Here is a 19,647-nt window from a genome sequence, read left to right on the forward strand (position 1 = left end):
ACGATGGCAGAACGATTGTTGGAATTGCCTTTAGAAGATGTGCTTGGCGACCGCTTTGGCCGCTACAGCAAATACATTATCCAAGACCGGGCGCTGCCTGATGCGCGCGACGGGTTAAAGCCGGTGCAGCGCCGCATTTTATATGCCATGTATGTCGATGGCAATACGGCCGATAAGCCGTTTCGCAAAGCGGCGAAAACGGTCGGAAACGTGATCGGCAACTTCCATCCGCACGGCGATTCGTCCGTGTATGAGGCGATGGTGCGAATGAGCCAGGATTGGAAGCTGCGCAACGTGCTCATTGAAATGCACGGCAACAACGGGAGCTTGGATGGCGACCCGCCGGCGGCGATGCGCTACACGGAAGCGCGTCTGTCGGCCATCGCCGCTGAGCTGCTTCGCGACATTGACAAGGAGACGGTCGCCTTTGTGCCGAACTTTGATGATACGACGGATGAACCGACTGTCCTGCCGGCGATGTTTCCGAACTTGCTCGTCAACGGTTCGACCGGCATCTCAGCCGGCTATGCGACGGACATTCCGCCGCATGCGCTCGGCGAGGTGATCGATGCCGTCCTGCTTCGGGTTGATCGGCCGGATTGCACCGTGGACGATCTAATGACTGTTCTTCCCGGCCCCGATTTTCCGACGGGGGGCATCATCCAAGGGAAAGACGGCATTCGCAAAGCATACGAGACCGGGCGCGGGAAAATCATCATCCGCGCCAAGGCGGCGATCGAGCAGGCAAAAGGCGGCAAAAGGCATATTGTGATTACCGAGTTGCCTTACGAGGTGAACAAAGCGAACTTAGTGAAAAAGATCGATGAGCTGCGCCTGGACAAAAAGCTCGACGGCATCGCCGACGTCCGCGACGAAACGGACCGGAACGGGCTGTCGATCGTGATTGAACTGAAAAAAGATGCCGATGCTGAAGCGATTCTCAACTATTTATACAAAAACACCGACTTGCAAGTGCCATACAGCTTCAATATGGTGGCGATTCACGAGCGCCGGCCGAAGCTGATGAGCTTGCCGGAACTGCTTGATGCGTACATCGCCCACCGGAAGGACGTTGTTACGAACCGTTCGCATTTTGAACTGAAAAAAGCGAATGAGCGGAAACATATCGTGGACGGCTTAATTAAGGCGCTTTCCATTTTAGACGAGGTAATTGCGACGATTCGCGCCTCAAGCGACAAGCGGGACGCCAAAGACCGGCTGATCGCCAACTACGGATTTACCGAGGCGCAGGCGGAGGCGATCGTGACGCTTCAGTTGTACCGGCTGACGAATACGGACATTGCCGCACTCCGGCAAGAGGCGGAAGGGCTCGACAAAACGATCGCCGAGCTGACCGCGATTCTCGCTGACGAGAAAAAGCTTCTTGCGGTTATTAAAAAAGAGTTAAAGGCGATGAAAAAACAATACGCCGACGAACGGAGAACGGTGATTGAAGAAGAAATTGAGGAGCTGAAAGTCAACGTCGAAGCGCTCATTCCGGCGGAAGACGTCATCGTGACGGTGACGAAAGAAGGATATGTGAAACGGACGAGCTACCGTTCCTACAGTGCGTCCAACGGCCAGGACATCGGGATGAAAGAGACCGACCGTCTGCTCGCCCAGTTGGAGATGAATACAACTGATGTGCTTTTGTTGTTCACCCGGCGCGGCTATTATTTGTATTGCCCGGTGCACACGCTGCCGGACATTCGCTGGAAAGACGTTGGCCAGCATATTTCGAGCCTCATTCCGCTCGAGCGCGATGATGAACTTGTTGCGGCCGTTCCGGTTTCCTCTTTTGAAACGAATGAGCAGCTTGTCTTTGTGACAAGGCATGGCATGGTGAAGCGAACGGAGCTTTCCCAATACCAAGTGCAGCGCTATACACGCCCGCTTGTGGCGGTCAATCTGAAAGACGATGATGGTGTGATTGCCGTCTATGCGACTGACGGCCGGGGCCTCGTTTGGCTGGCGACGCATGATGGCTATGCGCTCTTGTTTGCCGAAGAGGAGATGAGCTTAGTCGGTGTGCGTGCCGCCGGGGTGAAAGGCATTCAACTCAAAGAAGGTGATTTTGTCGCCGCCGCCTGCCCGATTCGTCCCGAAGATAACGGTTCTCTCGTTGTTGTGACGCAGCGCGGTGCCGTGAAAAAAATGGCTGTTAGCGAGTTCGAGCCGACGTCGCGCGCCAAGCGCGGAGCGATGATCGTGCGCGAAGTGAAATCCAACCCGCACCGCATCGTCGGGGCAGTCAAGGCTAGTGACGGTGAAGAAAGGATTGGGCTGCGGACGGAAAAAGGGGTCACCGAGACGGTCGATGCAGCTTCGCTCCGACCGACCGACCGTTATGGTACCGGTTCCTTCCTCATTGACACCGACGAAGCCGGGGCGGTGGTCGACGTTTGGAAAGAGCCGGCGAAGTTGTTCGGAAAAGGGGAAGAAGAATGAGGTTTAAACGTCAAGAACCGTTTCGCTATCAGTTAGGACAACCGCTGTCAGCTGAACTGATCGCCTCCGATGGCCAACATAGCGTGTTGATTCATGACATCAGTCCGCATGGCATGAAGTTGGAAGCGAAAAAACGTCTTCCGTTTTCTCGAGAAGGTTCCGAAGTGGAAGTGTCGTTTGCGGTAGGCGGGGGTTCCTTGACAGTTGGCGGCCGGCTTGTGTGGGAACGGCCGTTTGCCCGCATCTATTATTACGGTATCCGCCTCCATGTAACCAAGCAAGAAGAAGAGCGGTTGATCGAGGCCATCAAACAGCATGCGGCCGAGAGCCGGCGGATGCAATGAACAAAAGCGGCATGTCAAATCAAGTCGTTCCACCCTTGTAAGGAATCACGATCATTGGAGGTTAAGACATATTATTCAAGGGGGCTGATCCCAAAATGTGTTCGTATTTCGGGATCAGCCCCAAGTTCATTGAAAATCATCGTGTTTTCCCCAATACTTTAAAAAGGGTTTTTCCACATCCGCGATTCGTTCCTTCACCAAAACTTCCACCATTTGTTCGCCCGGGTGCGGGCGGCGACGGCGCTTGTCGCTGTTTGGCGGAAGGAAAGGACGAGTTCGCGGAACGCTTTCTCCCGCTCTAAAATGCGCTGTTCGAGCTGCTTTCGTTCTTCTTCCTGCCTTGCCTTTTCCTCGTGGCAAAACGCGACGACCGTTTCCAAATGTTCATGCAGCTGTTCGGTTTTTTGCTGCCAAGCTTCTTTATAATCGCGAAGTGAGCGGTGTACGGTCTCGGCGGCGGCCGCCGTTTGCTCCCCGATATCGTCAAGCTTCCCTTTGACTTCATCCATCGCTTGCCGCACGACAGCAACTGTTTCCTGCTTTAAGGCGGTGACGATGTCGTCTCTCATGCGGGCAGCCAGCTGCTCGGCTATGTATGGGGCGCCATGGCGCAGCAAGCGGGGAACATCGATAATTTCTCCTTCCATGACCGCCGCTTCCGGGGGAGCGGACGGCTCGTTCGCCTGTTTCAATTCCGCGGCGATCTCGTGCGGACGGCGGCCGCTAGCGAGCAGCGTCTGGATATGGCGGAACTGGTTGATAAGCTCTTCAGTGTAAATGCGCGCTCCTTGGGAGGTGCGCGGGATGGTAATCCATTCAGCAAATTGTTTTTCCCATTGTTTCAAGTCGCGGGACGTGACCCCGATTTTTTTCGCTGCTTCGCGGAGCGTATATGTTTTCATGGTGTTCCCCTCATCCTTTCTTTCCTCGTTTATGATCGCTATCTTTTTATTTTCCCACTCAGCCGTTTATTTTCCTGCTGTTTGACAAAACATAACAAAAGAAGTGGGAGTTAGCAAAAAACAAACATTCTTTGTCGAACTGTGTAAATATTTGCCGAAAGACGTTGACATACTTGTATATACAGGGTAAAATAAAGTCAGGTTGTATATACAAGTTTTTTTGTAACCGATTGCTGAAAGCGATTTAACGCAATCGAAAGCGGGAGAAAGAAAAGGAGGCATTCATCATGGGGGCATATGCACAAGCAGCTGCACAAATCGTTGAGGCCGTCGGCGGCAAAGAGAACATCGTCGCCGCTACGCATTGTGTGACACGGCTTCGGTTTGCGCTCAAAGATGAAGGAAAAGTTGATAAAGATGCGCTTGAACGCATCGATGTCGTGAAAGGGTCGTTTTCGGCCAACGGCCAGTTTCAAGTCGTCATCGGCCAAGGGCTCGTGGATAAAGTGTATAACGAGCTTGTCGAGCTGACCGGCATCGGCCGGGCGACAAAGCAGGAAATTAAGGATGCGGCGGAAGCGAAGCTCAACCCGCTGCAGCGCGCCATTAAGACGCTCGCTGACATTTTTATCCCGATTTTGCCGGCGATCGTCACAGCCGGTTTGTTAATGGGGATCAACAACGTTTTGACCGGTCCAGGCATTTTTTATGAAGGAAAATCGTTTGTCGACGTGCATCAAGAATGGGCCGATCTGGCGAACATGATCAACTTGATCGCCAATACGGCGTTCGTCTTCCTGCCTGGTTTGATCGGCTGGTCGGCAGTGACAAAATTCGGCGGCAGCCCGCTGTTGGGAATTATCCTTGGCTTGATGCTCGTTCACCCGGATTTGCTGAACGCCTGGGGCTGGGGCGCGGCGAAACAAGAGGGGGAAATCCCGGTTTGGCATTTATTCGGGCTTGATGTGCAAAAAGTCGGCTATCAAGGACAAGTGTTGCCTGTGTTAGTGGCTTCGTACGTATTGGCGAAGATCGAGCTGTTTTTGCGCAAGCGCATCCCGGATGCGTTCCAACTGCTGCTTGTCGCGCCGCTTGCTCTGCTTGTTACAGGTTTCTTGGCGTTTATCGCCATCGGGCCGATCACGTTTACGATCGGGAACGCGATTACGAACGTGTTTGTCGGGATTTTTGACAACGTTCCGGCCATTGGCGGCTTGCTGTATGGGGCGCTGTATGCGCCGCTTGTCGTCACCGGGATGCACCATACGTTCTTGCCGGTTGACTTGCAGCTGATCGCCAGCACAGGCGGTACGTTCCTATGGCCGATTTTGGTCATGTCGAACATCGCCCAAGGCTCTGCGGCATTAGCGATGATGTTCGTCGCCAAAGACGAAAAGCTGCGCGGATTGTCGTTCACGTCAGCTGTTTCAGCGTATCTCGGCATAACCGAGCCGGCGATGTTCGGGGTTAACTTGCGTTTCCGCTTCCCGTTTATTGCCGCGATGACAGGGGCCGCGATCGCCGGCATGTTCATCACGATCAATAAGGTGATTGCTCCGTCAATTGGTGTTGGCGGTCTGCCGGGCTTCTTGTCGATTGTGCCGCAAAAATGGATCCCGTTCTTTATCGGGATGGCGATTGCTATTGTGGTGCCGTTTGTGCTGACGTTTGTTTTCGGCAAAGTGCGCAAAGCAGCACGCTAATCGCTCGCCTTCATCGGGGGAAAGGAACGATGCATTCGCTGGCATACCGTTGGCCGCTGACGCCAATGGTATGCTTTTCATTCATTGTTGAAGCCAACAAACGAGGTGAAGAGACGTGTCAACAACACCATGGTGGAAAAAGGCGGTTGTCTATCAAATTTATCCGAAGAGCTTCCGCGATACGAATGGGGACGGCATCGGCGACTTGCCGGGCATCATCGAAAAGCTTGATTATTTGAAAGAACTAGGCGTCGATGTCATTTGGCTGACGCCCATTTACGCTTCGCCCCAGCGCGACAACGGCTATGACATTAGCGATTATTTCGCCATTCATCACGCATACGGAACGATGGGCGATTTTGACCGTTTGCTTAAGGAAGTGCATGCGCGCGGCATGAAGCTTGTCATGGATATGGTCGTCAACCATACGTCAACCGACCATGAATGGTTTAAGCAGGCGAGCGCATCGAAAACGAATCCGTATCGCCATTTTTACATTTGGCGCGACCCGAAGCCGGACGGCAGCGCGCCGAACAACTGGCAGTCGAAATTCGGCGGCTCAGCGTGGCAATACGATGAACAAACCGGGCAATATTATTTGCATTTGTTCGATGTGACGCAAGCCGATTTGAACTGGGAAAACGAAGAACTACGCCGCCGCATTTATGACATGATGCATTTTTGGCTGAAAAAAGGGGTGGACGGCTTTCGGTTGGATGTTATCAACTTGCTGTCCAAAGACCAGCGTTTTCCAGACGATGACGGCTCGATTCCGCCGGGGGACGGACGCCGCTTTTATACGGACGGCCCGCGCATTCACGAATTTTTGCAAGAGATGAATCGGGAAGTGTTTTCTAAATATGACGTCATGACGGTCGGGGAAATGTCGTCAACGACGATCGATCATTGCATTCGTTACACGAACCCGGAAAATCGCGAGCTGAACATGACGTTTAATTTCCATCACTTGAAAGTCGATTACCCGAACGGGGAAAAATGGGCGGTCGCTCCATTTGATTTTCTCGCGTTAAAACGCATTTTGTCGGAATGGCAAGTACGGATGCACGAAGGAGGGGGATGGAATGCGCTCTTTTGGTGCAACCACGACCAACCACGCGTCGTGTCGCGCTATGGCGATGACGGGACGTATTGGAAAGAGTCAGCGAAAATGCTGGCGACGACGATTCATCTCATGCAAGGAACGCCATACATTTACCAAGGCGAAGAAATCGGGATGACCGATCCGAAATTCACCGATATTCGTGACTACCGCGACGTGGAGTCGCTTAACATGTACCGGATCTTGCAAGAACAAGGCAAAAGCGAGCAGGAAGTGCTCGAGATTTTGCAGCGGAAGTCGCGCGACAATTCGCGCACACCGATGCAATGGGACGACAGCCCGCACGCCGGTTTTACATCCGGCACACCGTGGATTCGCGTCGCCGACAACTACCGGCGCATCAACGTGAAACAGGCGCTTGCCGACCGTGATTCCATTTTTTATCACTATAAGCGGCTGATTGAGCTGCGCAAGCAGTATGACATTATTACGACCGGCCGCTACGAGCTGCTCCTTGCCGACGATCCGCATCTTTTCGCCTATATGCGCCACGGCGATGGGGAGAAGCTGCTTGTCGTCAACAACTTTTATCCGGTGGAGACAACGTTTGCGCTGCCGGAAGAAGCAGGAGCGAATGACTATACGGGCGAATTGCTGCTCGCCAATTACCCGGATGCACCGGCTGATTTCCGCCGCATGGTGCTGCGCCCGTATGAATCGGTCGTTTATCTTCTCCGCCGTCCATGATACAATACAGACGGTGATGATTATGCATGAAAACAAATATTTAGCCATTTATCACGATCTCGTTTCCCGCATCCGCCGCGGGGAATGGAAGGCGTATGACAAGCTGCCGTCGGAAAACGAGCTGGCTGTCCGGTATAAGACATCGCGCGAGACGATTCGCAAAGCGCTCAATTTATTGTCCGAGCACGGATATATCCAAAAAATGAAAGGAAAAGGATCGATCGTGCTCGATGTCGGCAAATACGACTTTCCGGTCTCCGGATTGGTCAGCTTTAAGGAGCTGGCGCAAACGATGAAGCAGCCGGTGCGGACGATCGTCCATGAACTGGCGGTCATTAAACCGGATGGCGAGCTCAGGCAGCAGCTGCGCGCCTCAAGCAAGGACGAGGTGTGGAAGGTCGTGCGCGTCCGCGAAATCGGCGGGGAGCGGATCATTTTGGATAAAGACTTTTTCTTAAAAAAGCATGTGCCGCTGTTGACGGAAGAGATTTGCGAAGACTCGATTTATGAATACTTGGAAACAAAGCTGCATTTGCCGATCAGCTTTGCGAAAAAAGAAATGTCGGTCGACGAGGCGACGGAGGAAGACCGCCGCTATTTGGATCTCAATGGCGATGACCGTGTCGTCGTCGTCAAAAACTATGTCTATTTAAGCGACGCCACCTTGTTTCAATATACAGAATCGCGACACCGGCTTGACAAGTTTCGGTTTGTCGATTTCGCGCGCCGGAAATGACAGCGCCCAGCCGTGCGTTCCCCGACCTAGGATGGCGGCCCACATTTTTGATGCCACGCTGCGTCTTATGACGCGGCTTTTTTGTTCCCCCAACCGATTAATACCAAAATAAAACTATGTTCTAAATAACCATTGATAATCATAAACAACTTACGTTATGGCTATCCTTGTTAACAACGGCATCGGAAAGGGGGACGCCGACGTGGAAGGAACATGGTGGTCGCTATTGCCGTTTCTTCTTATCATTCCACTCGCTGTTTGGCTGAAAGAAATTTTGCCTGGCTTGGTGGTCGGTCTGCTTGTCGGGGCGCTCTGTCTTGAACGGTCGGTCATCGGTGCGATCGAGCGGGCTGTTTCCGCTATTCTTCATTCGCTCAATGATGTTGAACATATAAAAGTGGCAGCGTTTTTATATTTGTTTGGGTCGCTCGTCGGCATGATGCAAATTACCGGCGGGATTAAAGGATTTGTCGAGAGGCTTTCCGGGCGCATCCATACGAAGCGCGGACTGCTTTTATTTGTTTGGCTGACGGTGCCGGTGACGTTTTTTATGCCGATGTTCCGCATCATGCTGCTTGGGCCGGTGATGAAAGCAGTGCTTCGCCAGTTCCGCATCGACCGCCGCCGCATGGCGTACATCATCGATGTCTCGACCGAGCCGATCATCGTGCTCTTGCCGGCGGCAACGGCGTTTGTCGGCTTTATGACTTCGGTCGTGGCGGCAGCGCTGGCGCAAAACGATATTCGTGAATCGGCATATGACATCTTTTTGCGCAGCTTGCCGTACAACTTGTTTGCCATCATCACCCTTATTGTCGGGCTGTTGACGACGATGATGAACATTCGCATTGGCAACCCGCGGGCGAAAAAAGGGGAAGGGGAAACGAATGAACTGCACGGCCTTGGGCTGCGCAAAGAACTGGCGCTGATCGCCGGCGATCCGCTTCATCTTTTTGTCCCGTTGGCGCTGCTGCTTGGGCTGACGTTTGCCTTTTTTGTCTATGACGGCCGGCAACGCGGGGCGCGCGATTGGCTCGGGGCGTTTTCCGAAGCCGATGCGACGTGGGCGATGCTTTTGGCGCTGTTCGTGACGATCCTGTTGTCGATGGTGTTTTATTTGTGGCGCAGGCAGTCGCTTTCCGAGCTGATTTATCACTTTTTTGCCGGGGGCAACGAACTCATGGCGCCGATCGGCATGCTCATTCTCGTTTGGGCTGTATCGGCGGTGGCGGGCGAGCTCGGGTTTACAACGTACGTAGCATCGACGTTCGGCACATGGCTCCCGGGGCCGTTCGTGCCGGCAGCGGTGTTTTTAGCCGGGTCGTTTCTCTCCTATTTTATCGGATCATCATGGGGGACGTGGGGCATTTTTATGCCGCTTGGCGTCACGCTCGCCCATGCGACCGGAGCGCCGCTTGAGATGACCGTCGGCGCGGTGTTTGCGAGCGGAACGTTCGGCGCGTTCGCTTCGCCGCTTGGCGATACAACGATTACGACCGCGGCAATTATGGATATGGATTTAATGGGCTATGCGAAATACAAGCTGCGCATCTCCCTAATTTGCGCTGGGCTGTCGCTGGCCGGGTACGTATTTTTGCCGCTTTGGGCCGGTTAGAAGGATCGCTGTCCCATCCGGCCTTTTCTTTATCTTTATTATAAAAATAAAACTATGTTCTAAATAATCATCAAACAAAACAGTTGCATCTATAAGGAAATCAAGCTATGATAAAAACAACATACTGACTAGTCGGTAGCAAAGCGTCAGGCGATGCTTAAGGCATCAGACGCTTGACCCCACCAAAGAAAGCCTAAAGCTGAACTCGCCCTTGACCGGCTCTCTCAAAAGTGAGAGTCAAGGGCGGCAGGGACAAAACGAAGGGGAGAGGGAGAAGCATGAAAACACATACGATCACCGTCAATCCGCGTTTTTGCGAAACCGATGCGCTCGGCCATTTGAGCAATATTAGCTATTTTATTTATTTAGAGGAGGCGCGCACCCGTCTATTTGATGAATTGAGCTACGGAGGGCGGACGGGCGATTGGCACTTCATTTTGGCGTCCGCGAAATGCGATTTTGTCAACCAAGGGTTTTTTGGCCGGCGGCTTCGCGTAGAGACGAACGTCTCCCGCATCGGCCACAAAAGCTTTCAATGCATTCACCGCATCATGGAAGAAGAGACCGGCAAACTGATCGCAATTGGAGAAGCAGCGGTCGTCTACTTCAATTTTCATACGCAGGCGAGCGAACCGCTTCCTGACGACTTGCGGGCGTTGCTTGCGCAATACCTCGTCTCGGCTGCTGAGGAGGCGGATTCGTCTCTGCGGTGCGAAAAACAATGACAACATTTGAATTGCATCATCCGCCAACAAGGCGGATTTTTTTTCGCTCTCGTTCGTTTTCTCCGGACCGAATCGCCCAATGGCTACATATGGTATGAGTAGGTGGCTGGAAAAAGGAGGAATACCCATGACGATTCGTGCGACAATTGGGAGCACAACATATACGCACGGCGGCGAGCTCGAGGCATATTTCCAGCCGTTTCGCGACGGAACCATCGGCCGGTTTCACCCGTTTTCCACACCGTTTGGTGAACAACGGCTCATTTACGCTGACTGGCCGGCGAGCGGACGGCTGTACCGACCGATTGAAGAAAAAATGGTTCGCGAGCTTGGCCCGTTTGTCGGCAACACGCATACAGAGTCAAATGTGACCGGAACGAAAATGACGCTTGCGTATCAATATGCAAAAGAAATCATTAAACAGCACGTTCACGCGGGAAAAGGCGATGTGCTGATCATGCAAGGGGCGGGCATGACGAGCGCCGTCAACAAACTGCAGCGCCTGCTTGGCTTGCGTGTGCCGGAACGATGGAAACCGCGCTTGGCGCTCACCAATGACGAACGCCCGGTCGTTTTTGTCACCCATATGGAGCACCATTCAAATTTATTGTCATGGGCCGAAACGATCGCCGAGGTCGTAACGGTTCGGCCAACTGCTAACGGCGGAGTTGACCTTGATCATTTGCGCGAGCTGCTTGACCGCTACCGCCAGCGGCCACAAAAAATCGGCGCATTCACCGCCTGCTCGAATGTAACCGGTCTTGAGACGCCATACCACGAATTAGCCAAACTTATGCATGAGTACGGCGGGCTTTGTTTCGTCGATTTTGCCGCCTCTGCTCCATACGTCCGCATCGATATGCATCCAGACGATCCGATGGAAAAGCTTGATGGGATTTACTTTTCCCCCCATAAGTTTCTCGGCGGTCCAGGAAGCGCCGGCGTGCTTGTGTTTGACGGACGCCTTTACCGCCAGCACGCGCCGGACCATCCGGGCGGCGGGACGGTGTATTGGACTGACCCATGGGGGCATTATGAGTACGTGGAGGCGATTGAAGAGCGGGAGGACGGAGGAACGCCGCCGTTTTGGCAAACGATCAAAGCCGCGCTCGCCATTCAGCTGAAAGAACAGATGAATGTCGCGAAGATGCGCGCTCGGGAAAAAGAACTCGTCTCACTCTTGCTGCCGGCGCTGCAGGACATCCCTGGCGTTCATGTGCTCGAAGGACACCGAAGCGACAGGCTCGGCATTGTTTCGTTTGTGATCGAAGAGCTTCATTATCATCTTGTCGTCAAGCTGCTCAACGACCGCTTTGGCATTCAGGCGCGCGGCGGCTGCTCATGCGCCGGGCCGTACGGCCATTATTTGCTTGGCATTGACAAACAACAGTCGGCTGCCTTGCTTAAGGAAGTCAAAAGCGGCAATGCCTTTGCCAAACCAGGATGGGTGCGCCTATCGCTCCATCCGACGATGACGAACGAAGAAGTGTACATGATCATTCACGCGGTGCGGCAAATCGCTCGTCATGGCCAGCGTTGGCAGGAGGAATACGAATATGACGCGGCGAAAAATGAGTTTGTCCATCGCGGCGATGATCGGTATATCCGGCATTTTTTCCTCTTTTGAACGTTGTTTTTGTTCCTTACACTGGCCGTCTGAAAGCGAAGACGGTTATTTTTTATTGTCGCTGATTAGTGAGTCTATTATTGTAGTAATCCCCTATGTTGTTTTTTATTTTCTCTTCGATGTGCTTGTAATCAATAATACGAATTTTGCAAAAATTGATTTCAAGTGTTATTATATCCATTCCGTAAGGAGGATTGTGAGCCCCTTTAATCTCTACTATTGGAAATTCTTTATTACAACTTATAATTTTATGAGCGGAGGGCTTGTTCAGATGTGATTAGGCATCGGTGGCAGGCATTGAAGCGTTTTTGTTTCTACCTTTCACCAAAATCGGTACAATGAAATCATCTCAACAACAAAAGAAGGGGAGAACGATGAACGAATTGTACCATTTGCTCGTGCGAAACGAGCGGGAACGGAAACTGTACGAACGAGCGCGGCATCTTGCTGAACGGTTTGCATCACGGGCGGCAAATTATGACGAACGGGCGGAGTTCCCGTTTGCCGATTTTGCTGATTTACAGGAAGCCGGGTTTCTTTCTCTTACGATCCCCGCCGAATACGGAGGCCAAGGGGCGTCGCTTTATGAATGGGTGCTTGTGCAAGAAGTGCTCGCCCAAGGCAGCGGCGCCACCGCCTTGTCGTTCGGATGGCATGCGAGCATTTTGATGCGTCTGTTTTTGCTCCGGCGCTGGCCGGAATCAACGCTCGCCCGATTGGCCGAAGAAGTCGTCCAACACCACGCGCTCATTAACAGCGCCCATTCCGAACGGGCGACCGGCAGCCCTGCGCGCGGCGGAAAACCGGAAACAAAGGCCGTTCTCCGCCATGGCCGCTTTGTGCTCCGGGGGCGCAAAGCGTTTGCCTCGTTAGCCCCGGCGTTGGATTACGTGTTGATTTCGGCCACCATCGAAGACAGCGGCGACGTCGGCGAATTTCTTGTGCCGATGGACGCCGCGGGCGTCCGCATTGAGCCGACGTGGAACACGCTCGGCATGCGGGCGACGCGCAGCGATGACCTCGTCCTTGAGGACGTGGAAGTGGAAACGGATGCGCTCGTGGAAACGCTCGGGAAGCCAAATGAAACCGCACCGGCGCAAGGATGGCTGCTGCACGTTCCGGCTTGTTACTTAGGCATCGCCATTGCCGCACGCAATGAAGCGCTCCGCTTTGCGCAAACGTACCAGCCGAATACATTATCGCGTCCAATTGCCACAACGCCTGAAGTGCAGCGGAAAATCGCCGACATGGAATGGCGGCTCATCCATGCGCGTCATTTTCTCTATGCGGTCGCGGACCTATGGGATCGCTATCCGGAAAAACGAACCGAGATGAAAGAGGAGCTCGCCGCCGCCAAGCTGGTCGCCACGAATACCGCACTTGAGGTCGTCGATGGAGCCATGCGCATCGTTGGCGGGCAAAGCTTGTTCGCTGACAGTCCGCTCGGGCGTTATTACCGCGATGTCCGCGCCGGGCTGCACAATCCGCCTGCCGATGACTTGACGCTCGCATGGCTGGCCAAACGGGCGCTATCTGATAACGAACAATAAAAGGGGCTCTTCTATCAAGAAAGGAGCGCATCTCCGAAGACGTGGCAAGAAACAAAAAAGCTGTCCTTCACACATGAGGACAGCTTTCTTATCGAATTACTTCGCCTCAAGCGCCGAACGCAAAAATTCCGGCAAGGCAAAACATTGGCGAAAGACGGCGTCATTAACGTATTTCGTGTCGTTTGGAATCGCCGTTTGCGCCGGGAAATCAAGCGGCCGTTTCGAGCCGATCGTAAAGCTCCACAGCCCGCCCGGGTACGTCGGCACGACCGCCGTGTACACGAGCACGTGCGGGAACAGTTCACGAATGTTGCGGTAGGTGCGTGTTAAAATATCCAAATGGAAAATCGGAGATTGGCTTTGGCACACCATGAGCCCGTCCTCTTTTAATGCGCGATGCACATTGGCGTAAAACTCCGGCGAAAACAGCGCTTCAGCCGGGCCGACCGGATCGGAGGAGTCGATCATCACGACGTCGTATGCGTCTTCTTTTCCTTGTACAAACGCGACGCCGTCGCCGTAAATAAACTGCACCCGCGGGTCGGATAAGTTGCCGGAGACGGCCGGCAAATGTTCTTTGCACGCCCGGACGACCTTTTCGTCGATTTCCACCATGTCGATGGTCTCCAAGCGGGCGTACTTAGCCGCTTCACGGGCCGCTCCACAGTCGCCGCCGCCGATGATGAGCGCTCGTTTGGCGTCCGGGTGGAACTGCAGCGGCACGTGTGTGATCATTTCGTTATAAATATGACCATCGATCGAGGTCGTTTGCACGACGCCGTCAAGAACAAGCATGCGGCCGAAATCATACGAATCCAAAATCATGACATGCTGGTACTCGGACGGCTCGGCAAAGATCACCTCTTTGATGCGGTAGCTGATTTTTAAATTGTCGCGGTCATCTTCGGTGAGCCAGAGCTCCCCGTTGTCCCAATGTAAATAAGGTGGTAAGGCGTTTCCTTGGTGTTTCATTGTTACCTCCTTTAGTCTTGCGGATTTTCTCACACCTTTCTAATCTTAATATATTATGCGAAATGTGGCAAACAAAGGGGATTAGCGGCCGGTGCCGGATGTGTTCATCCCGCCACCCATATTGGACGACTGGTTACGTTTTTCCGGCCGCTCGTCGTTACTGCCGCAGCCGGCGCAAAGGCTGATCGCCAACGCGCCAATGGCGGCTAGTGACACCCATCGTTTTCGCATCTTTTCCTCCTCCTTTCGTGTTTCATCCTCCGCCGAAGCGGCGGGCGACGACTGCTGCCGCCCGCTGTCCGGACAAGACCGCCCCTTCCATCGTCGCAAAGTATGGCTGGCGCGTATAGTCTCCCGCTAGCGTCAAACCGGGTACATCGGTTTGCTGCCTCGGGCGCAAGTGGTCATAGCCGGGAGCGAGCGAATGAAAATCTTCCGGGTGGGAAATGATCCGGCTTTGCCTTATATGTCCGCTAAGCGGCAAGCCGATTGTGCTGGCGTCTGCATAGACTTGGGAAAGAATCGCTTCCCCGCTCGCCTTGATCCATCGCTCTGGGTCGCCGATAATGATCGACAAACGCCCCGGCACATGACGAAATGTCGTCCGCGACTGCTCCGTCGCGTTCAAGCACAAGCACGCGATGGCGGCGGCGGACGAGCTCCCAGGCGCAGGCAAGACCGGCCAGTCCAGAGCCGATAACAATCACTTCGTACCGTCTCATCGTTCTGTCTCCCTTCTCTGCGGCGATGCTTGCTTATAGTGTGCCTGTCAACAGACAAAATAACACTCCCCGCCATTCGGACGGAGAGTGTTTATCGATTGCGCCGCTCCCCAAGCAAAATGCGGAGCGACGTCCGGTTTTCCAGCAAATCGGCAAGCGTATACGCATCGAGCACGCGCAAAAACGCCTCTAGCGCTTCGCGAAGGGCGAAACGAAGGCGGCAGGCAGGCGTCAAGACGCACTCATTGCCGTGGGCGGCAAAGCACTCGACAAGCGACAAATTGTCTTCCGTCTCACGGACGACCGCCCCGATGACGATCTCCTCAGGCCGTTTTGCTAGGCGGATTCCGCCGTTGCGCCCGCGGATCGTTTCGATGTAGCCAAGCTTGCCGAGCTCATGGACAATTTTGCTTAAATGATGCTCAGACAGCGAAAACGCAGTGGAAATTTCCTTAATGTTCGTTTTTTCTCCTTCCTCAAGCGTCCCTAAAAACAAGAGGACGCGCAACGCGTATTCCGTGTAGTTGGTTAACTGCATCTTCGTCCACAACCTTTTATGCAACATGATCGAATTTTATTGTACCATACCCGCTTCGCACGGGGAATTGTGAACAATTTGTTAAAGATGTATTTGAAATATTGCTTTTTGTTGCCGTCCATGTTTGAATAAAAGATGTATTTGAAATACATGTTTTGTGAGGGGATGGAACAATGACTACGATCACAACTTTACATCCGAAAACGATCGAAATCGTCAAATCGACCGTGCCGGTATTAGAGAAGCACGGGGAACAGATTACGAAACGGTTTTATGAACTCATGTTTTCCAATCATCCGGAGCTGCTGAATGTGTTTAACCATGCCAACCAAAAACAAGGGCGGCAGCAACGCGCTTTGGCTTCAGCGGTATATGCAGCGGCGCGCTATATCGATCAACTCGACGCCATTTTGCCGGTCGTGCGGCAAATCGGCCATAAACACCGGAGCTTAGGCATCCAGCCGGAACAATATCCGATCGTCGGAAAACATTTGTTGCTCGCGATCAAAGACGTGCTTGGCGACGCCGCCACGGATGAAGTCATTGCCGCGTGGGCGGAAGCATACGAAGCCATTGCCGCTGTTTTCATCCAAGTCGAGAAGGAACTCTACGAGGAAGCAGCGGCCAAACACGGCGGCTGGCGCGGATTTCGCCGTTTTGTCGTCGCCAAAAAAGTGAAAGAAAGCGACGTCATTACGTCGTTTTATTTCCAACCGGAAGACGGGGGTGCCATCAGCGATTACTTGCCAGGCCAATATGTGAGCGTCAAACTGTCGATTCCAGGCGAAACGTACACGCACATCCGTCAGTACAGCTTATCAGATGCCCCTGGAAAAGGGTATTACCGCATCAGCGTCAAACGGGAAGGAGCGACGGCTGAAAAACCGGCTGGCATTGTGTCAAACTACTTGCATGACCATATCCAAGAAGGCGATGTGCTTGAAGTAAGCGCCCCGGCCGGCGACTTTACGCTTGATCTCACCAAAGAAACGCCGGTCGTCTTTATCAGCGGCGGCGTCGGCATCACTCCGCTTTTGAGCATGGCAAGTACGCTGGCCATCCGGCAGCCCAACCGCCAAGCGACTTTCCTTCAAGCGGCTCTCAATGGCCGCGTGCAAGCGTTCGATCAAGAGTTGCAAGCTTTAGCGGAAAATCCCGCATTTTCATATCACATTTGTTACGAGTTCCCGTCCGACGAAGACCGGAAACACCCACATTTTCGCAAAGAAGGGCGGATCGATTTGGAATGGATGCAAACGGTCATTCCATCTAAAGATGCTGACTTTTACTTCTGTGGCCCGGTGCCGTTTATGAAAACCGTCTATCGCGCGCTGAAACAATGGGGCGTGCCGGAGGAGCGCATCCATTACGAATTTTTCGGCCCGGCCGGCGATTTGACCAAAGACTGATCAAAGACCATCCGTGGAAAAGGCATCTCCTTGTGAGGGAGGTGCCTTTTGTTATGGCGGACATTCACATTTCCCTGTTGGCAAGCCCGCCAATTTTTTGTATGATGGAAACTAAATAACGGCAAGAAAAGGGAGAGACAACGGATGAGCACATTTCGCCAACATCGCTGGCAATCGTTTTTGCAAGGCTATGAACACCGCGCCCGGCTGCTCATTTCCTGTCCGGACCGTCCCGGCATCGTTGCAGCGGTCACCTCATTTCTTTATGAGCATGGGGCAAATATCGTCGAATCAAGCCAATACTCAACCGATCCGGAAGGCGGAACGTTTTTCCTCCGTTTGGAGTTTGACTGCCTGAACGTCGCCGATCGGAAGGAAACGATCGAAGCGGCGTTTGCCCCAATTGCCGAGGAATTCGGCATGACGTGGCAGCTTCGGCTGCATAATGACATTCGGCGAATCGCCATTTTTGTCTCGAAAGCGGAACATTGTTTGCTTGAGCTGCTTTGGCAATGGCAGGCGGGCGAACTGATTGCCGATATCGCCCTTGTCATCAGCAATCATCCCGACTTGCGCGACGTGGTCGAGCCGCTTGGGATCCCGTATGTACATATTCCGGTGACGAAAGAAACAAAAGCCGACGCAGAAGCCGAACAAATCCGCCTGCTTCGCGACTATCGGATCGATACGATTGTGCTCGCCCGCTACATGCAAATTTTATCGCCGGCGTTTGTCGCTGAATTTCCGGGGCGAATCATCAACATTCACCACTCATTTTTGCCGGCGTTTATCGGCGCGCGGCCGTACGAGCGGGCCTATGAGCGCGGCGTCAAGCTGATCGGCGCCACGTCCCATTACGTCACCGATGATTTAGACGAAGGGCCGATCATTGAACAGGACGTCGCCCGCGTTGATCACCGCCATCATCCCGACGATTTGAAGCGGATCGGCCGCCTAATTGAAAAAACGGTGCTCGCACGGGCGCTCAGATGGCATTTGGAAGACCGGGTCATCATTCACGGCAACAAAACGATCGTGTTCTATTGAAAGCGGGCGGGGGAGGAGGTTTCCTCTCCCGCATGGTATCATGAAAAGAAAGCGGAATTAAGCAGGAATTCGCGCTCAGTGAGGCGAATGAAACATCTGAAGGGAGGACAAGATCATGGGAGAGAAACGGACGCCCAGCGGTTTTCTGTTAAAACAACGTGCGTTTTTAAAATTGTATTTGATCACCTTAACGGAACAGGAGCGGCTGTACGGACTGAAGCTGCTTGACGTACTGCGCCAAGAGTTTAAGCCGTTCGGCTACCGGCCGAACCATTCGGAAGTGTACAAGGCGCTTCACGATTTGATCGAAGACGGCATTTTAAAGCAAGTGAAGCAGAAAAAAGAAGGGATGAAGTACCAGGAAGTCGTGTATTACCGGTTCGCCGACGGAGGACAGGAAAAAGCAAAACTGTACAAACGCCAGCTAAAAGCGGAGCTTGACCGATGCGCGGCGCTCATTCGCAAAGCCATTGAGGACAACTACAGCTAGGAGCGCCCTTGTTTTTTCTTTTATATTATTTACATAATATAATTATGGTTTATTTCGTTTGTTTTGCGTCCTGACAGGTGATTTAGTAGAATGAAGAGGGAAGATGGCAACAGAGAGGAAGGCATCCAATGATGACATGGCCCTTAGTTGTAACAAAAGAAATGGAAAAACGAAAAGAGCAGTTCCGCCACGATCCGGATCGGGCGTTGATTGGGTCCGGCGGGTATACGGCCGAAGACGAGGCCATTATCCATGATGCGGCAGTCGCGCTTGCGCTTGGAAAAAACGTGCTCTTAAAAGGCCCAACCGGGTCAGGCAAAACGCGGCTTGCTGAAACATTGTCCGCACTGTTCGGGCAGCCCATGCATAGCATCAACTGTTCTGTCGACCTAGACGCCGAAGCGCTGCTCGGGTTTAAGACGATTGTGCACCGCAGCGGCCAGGCGGTGATCGATTACGTTCCCGGCCCGGTCATTCAAGCGATGACAAACGGCCATTTATTATATATTGATGAAATCAACATGGCCAAACCAGAAACGCTCCCGATTTTAAACAGTGTGCTTGATTATCGGCGTCGGCTCACCAACCCGCTCACTGGCGAGGTCGTGCAGGCGAAGCCGACGTTTGGCGTCATCGCGGCGATCAATGAAGGCTACATCGGCACCGTGCCGCTCAATGAAGCGTTAAAAAACCGGTTTGTCGTCATCGATGTGCCATACGTGCAAGGAGCGACGTTAAAATCAGTGTTGTTGGCGCAAACTACATTAACGGACGAAACGTTGATTGATCGTTTCGTTAGTCTGTCAGCCGATTTGCTTACACAAGTGCGAAACGGACAAATTGCCGAAGAAGCCGCCTCGGTGCGCGCCTTGCTCGATGCGTGCGATTTGGCGGCGCATATGCCTCCATTGCGCGCAATTGAACGAAGCATTATCGATAAGCTCGATGACGAGCGGGAACGGGCAGCGGTGCGCAACATCGCTGAAACATGGTTTGACGAGTAGGGGGCGGC

The 19,647-nt window shown here is 53.1% G+C and carries 20 protein-coding genes; 13 read left to right on the forward strand and 7 right to left on the reverse strand.

Annotation, left to right across the window (positions count from 1 at the left end):
• Positions 1-3: 3 nt before the first annotated feature.
• Both parC and GS3922_RS07795 read left to right on the forward strand, forming a co-directional pair.
• Complete coding sequence (gene parC, locus GS3922_RS07790) at positions 4-2,448, forward strand: DNA topoisomerase IV subunit A (protein ID WP_063165874.1); 2,445 nt, start codon at positions 4-6, stop codon at positions 2,446-2,448.
• Positions 2,445-2,792, forward strand: coding sequence for a PilZ domain-containing protein (locus GS3922_RS07795; RefSeq protein ID WP_063165875.1), 348 nt, complete (start codon positions 2,445-2,447; stop codon positions 2,790-2,792). Before parC ends, GS3922_RS07795 begins: the two co-directional genes overlap by 4 nt.
• 194 nt (positions 2,793-2,986) lie before the next feature.
• Here GS3922_RS07795 and GS3922_RS07800 read toward each other — a convergent pair whose 3' ends face one another.
• On the reverse strand, positions 2,987-3,694 hold the full coding sequence (locus GS3922_RS07800; RefSeq protein WP_063165876.1) for a MerR family transcriptional regulator: 708 nt from the start codon (positions 3,692-3,694) through the stop codon (positions 2,987-2,989).
• A gap of 287 nt (positions 3,695-3,981) precedes the next feature.
• Between GS3922_RS07800 and treP the strand changes: the two genes are divergently transcribed.
• The 6 genes from treP (at position 3,982) to GS3922_RS07830 (ending at position 11,907) form a co-directional block, all read left to right on the forward strand.
• Positions 3,982-5,397 carry a PTS system trehalose-specific EIIBC component gene (gene treP, locus GS3922_RS07805; protein WP_063165877.1) on the forward strand — a complete coding sequence of 472 codons (1,416 nt, stop codon included), beginning with the start codon at positions 3,982-3,984 and terminating at the stop codon, positions 5,395-5,397.
• 115 nt (positions 5,398-5,512) lie between these two features.
• Positions 5,513-7,204, forward strand: a complete 1,692-nt coding sequence (gene treC / locus GS3922_RS07810) for an alpha,alpha-phosphotrehalase (protein ID WP_063165878.1) — start codon at positions 5,513-5,515, stop codon at positions 7,202-7,204.
• Positions 7,205-7,226: 22 nt separating this feature from the next.
• Positions 7,227-7,940 carry a trehalose operon repressor gene (gene treR, locus GS3922_RS07815; RefSeq protein WP_063165879.1) on the forward strand — a complete coding sequence of 238 codons (714 nt, stop codon included), beginning with the start codon at positions 7,227-7,229 and terminating at the stop codon, positions 7,938-7,940.
• A 202-nt stretch (positions 7,941-8,142) separates the two neighbouring features.
• A complete protein-coding gene (locus tag GS3922_RS07820) occupies positions 8,143-9,555 on the forward strand; it encodes a Na+/H+ antiporter NhaC family protein (RefSeq protein ID WP_063165880.1) in 1,413 nt (470 codons plus the stop codon).
• A gap of 278 nt (positions 9,556-9,833) precedes the next feature.
• Positions 9,834-10,280: an acyl-CoA thioesterase gene (locus GS3922_RS07825; RefSeq protein WP_063165881.1), complete on the forward strand. Its 447-nt coding sequence runs from the start codon at positions 9,834-9,836 to the stop codon at positions 10,278-10,280.
• Between the two features lie 127 nt (positions 10,281-10,407).
• Positions 10,408-11,907, forward strand: a complete 1,500-nt coding sequence (locus GS3922_RS07830; RefSeq protein ID WP_063165882.1) for an aminotransferase class V-fold PLP-dependent enzyme — start codon at positions 10,408-10,410, stop codon at positions 11,905-11,907.
• Positions 11,908-11,959: 52 nt separating this feature from the next.
• Here the strand turns inward: GS3922_RS07830 and GS3922_RS18475 are convergent, their stop codons facing one another.
• Positions 11,960-12,088, reverse strand: coding sequence for a hypothetical protein (locus GS3922_RS18475; RefSeq protein WP_236933442.1), 129 nt, complete (start codon positions 12,086-12,088; stop codon positions 11,960-11,962).
• Between the two features lie 193 nt (positions 12,089-12,281).
• Between GS3922_RS18475 and GS3922_RS07835 the strand changes: the two genes are divergently transcribed.
• Positions 12,282-13,457 (forward strand): acyl-CoA dehydrogenase family protein, encoded by a 1,176-nt coding sequence (locus tag GS3922_RS07835; RefSeq protein ID WP_063165883.1) that lies wholly within the window; start codon positions 12,282-12,284, stop codon positions 13,455-13,457.
• 96 nt (positions 13,458-13,553) lie between these two features.
• On the opposite strand, the gene speE is transcribed toward GS3922_RS07835, so the two are convergent.
• From speE to nsrR, 5 genes are all read right to left on the reverse strand, one after another.
• Positions 13,554-14,429, reverse strand: coding sequence for a polyamine aminopropyltransferase (gene speE / locus GS3922_RS07840; RefSeq protein ID WP_063165884.1), 876 nt, complete (start codon positions 14,427-14,429; stop codon positions 13,554-13,556).
• Between the two features lie 81 nt (positions 14,430-14,510).
• Entirely contained in the window at positions 14,511-14,660 is a 150-nt protein-coding gene (locus GS3922_RS17845) for a hypothetical protein (RefSeq protein ID WP_168157881.1), read from the reverse strand.
• 22 nt (positions 14,661-14,682) lie between these two features.
• Complete coding sequence (locus tag GS3922_RS07845; RefSeq protein ID WP_143424845.1) at positions 14,683-15,018, reverse strand: FAD-dependent oxidoreductase; 336 nt, start codon at positions 15,016-15,018, stop codon at positions 14,683-14,685.
• Positions 14,903-15,151 carry an FAD-dependent oxidoreductase gene (locus GS3922_RS18480; protein ID WP_082816543.1) on the reverse strand — a complete coding sequence of 83 codons (249 nt, stop codon included), beginning with the start codon at positions 15,149-15,151 and terminating at the stop codon, positions 14,903-14,905. The genes GS3922_RS07845 and GS3922_RS18480 overlap by 116 nt, the downstream gene beginning before the upstream one ends.
• Before the next feature lie 91 nt (positions 15,152-15,242).
• Positions 15,243-15,689, reverse strand: coding sequence for a nitric oxide-sensing transcriptional repressor NsrR (gene nsrR / locus GS3922_RS07850; protein ID WP_063165886.1), 447 nt, complete (start codon positions 15,687-15,689; stop codon positions 15,243-15,245).
• Between the two features lie 173 nt (positions 15,690-15,862).
• Between nsrR and hmpA the strand changes: the two genes are divergently transcribed.
• From hmpA to GS3922_RS07870, 4 genes are all read left to right on the forward strand, one after another.
• The gene (gene hmpA, locus GS3922_RS07855; protein ID WP_063165887.1) at positions 15,863-17,098 is read left to right on the forward strand and encodes an NO-inducible flavohemoprotein; all 1,236 of its coding nucleotides are present in this window, start codon (positions 15,863-15,865) and stop codon (positions 17,096-17,098) included.
• Positions 17,099-17,242: 144 nt separating this feature from the next.
• The gene (gene purU / locus GS3922_RS07860; RefSeq protein ID WP_063165888.1) at positions 17,243-18,145 is read left to right on the forward strand and encodes a formyltetrahydrofolate deformylase; all 903 of its coding nucleotides are present in this window, start codon (positions 17,243-17,245) and stop codon (positions 18,143-18,145) included.
• Between the two features lie 115 nt (positions 18,146-18,260).
• The gene (locus GS3922_RS07865) at positions 18,261-18,635 is read left to right on the forward strand and encodes a replication termination protein (RefSeq protein ID WP_063165889.1); all 375 of its coding nucleotides are present in this window, start codon (positions 18,261-18,263) and stop codon (positions 18,633-18,635) included.
• A 128-nt stretch (positions 18,636-18,763) separates the two neighbouring features.
• Entirely contained in the window at positions 18,764-19,639 is an 876-nt protein-coding gene (locus tag GS3922_RS07870; RefSeq protein ID WP_063165890.1) for an AAA family ATPase, read from the forward strand.
• Positions 19,640-19,647: the final 8 nt, after the last annotated feature.

Source organism: Geobacillus subterraneus (assembly GCF_001618685.1).
GTDB classification, from domain to species: domain Bacteria; phylum Bacillota; class Bacilli; order Bacillales; family Anoxybacillaceae; genus Geobacillus; species Geobacillus subterraneus.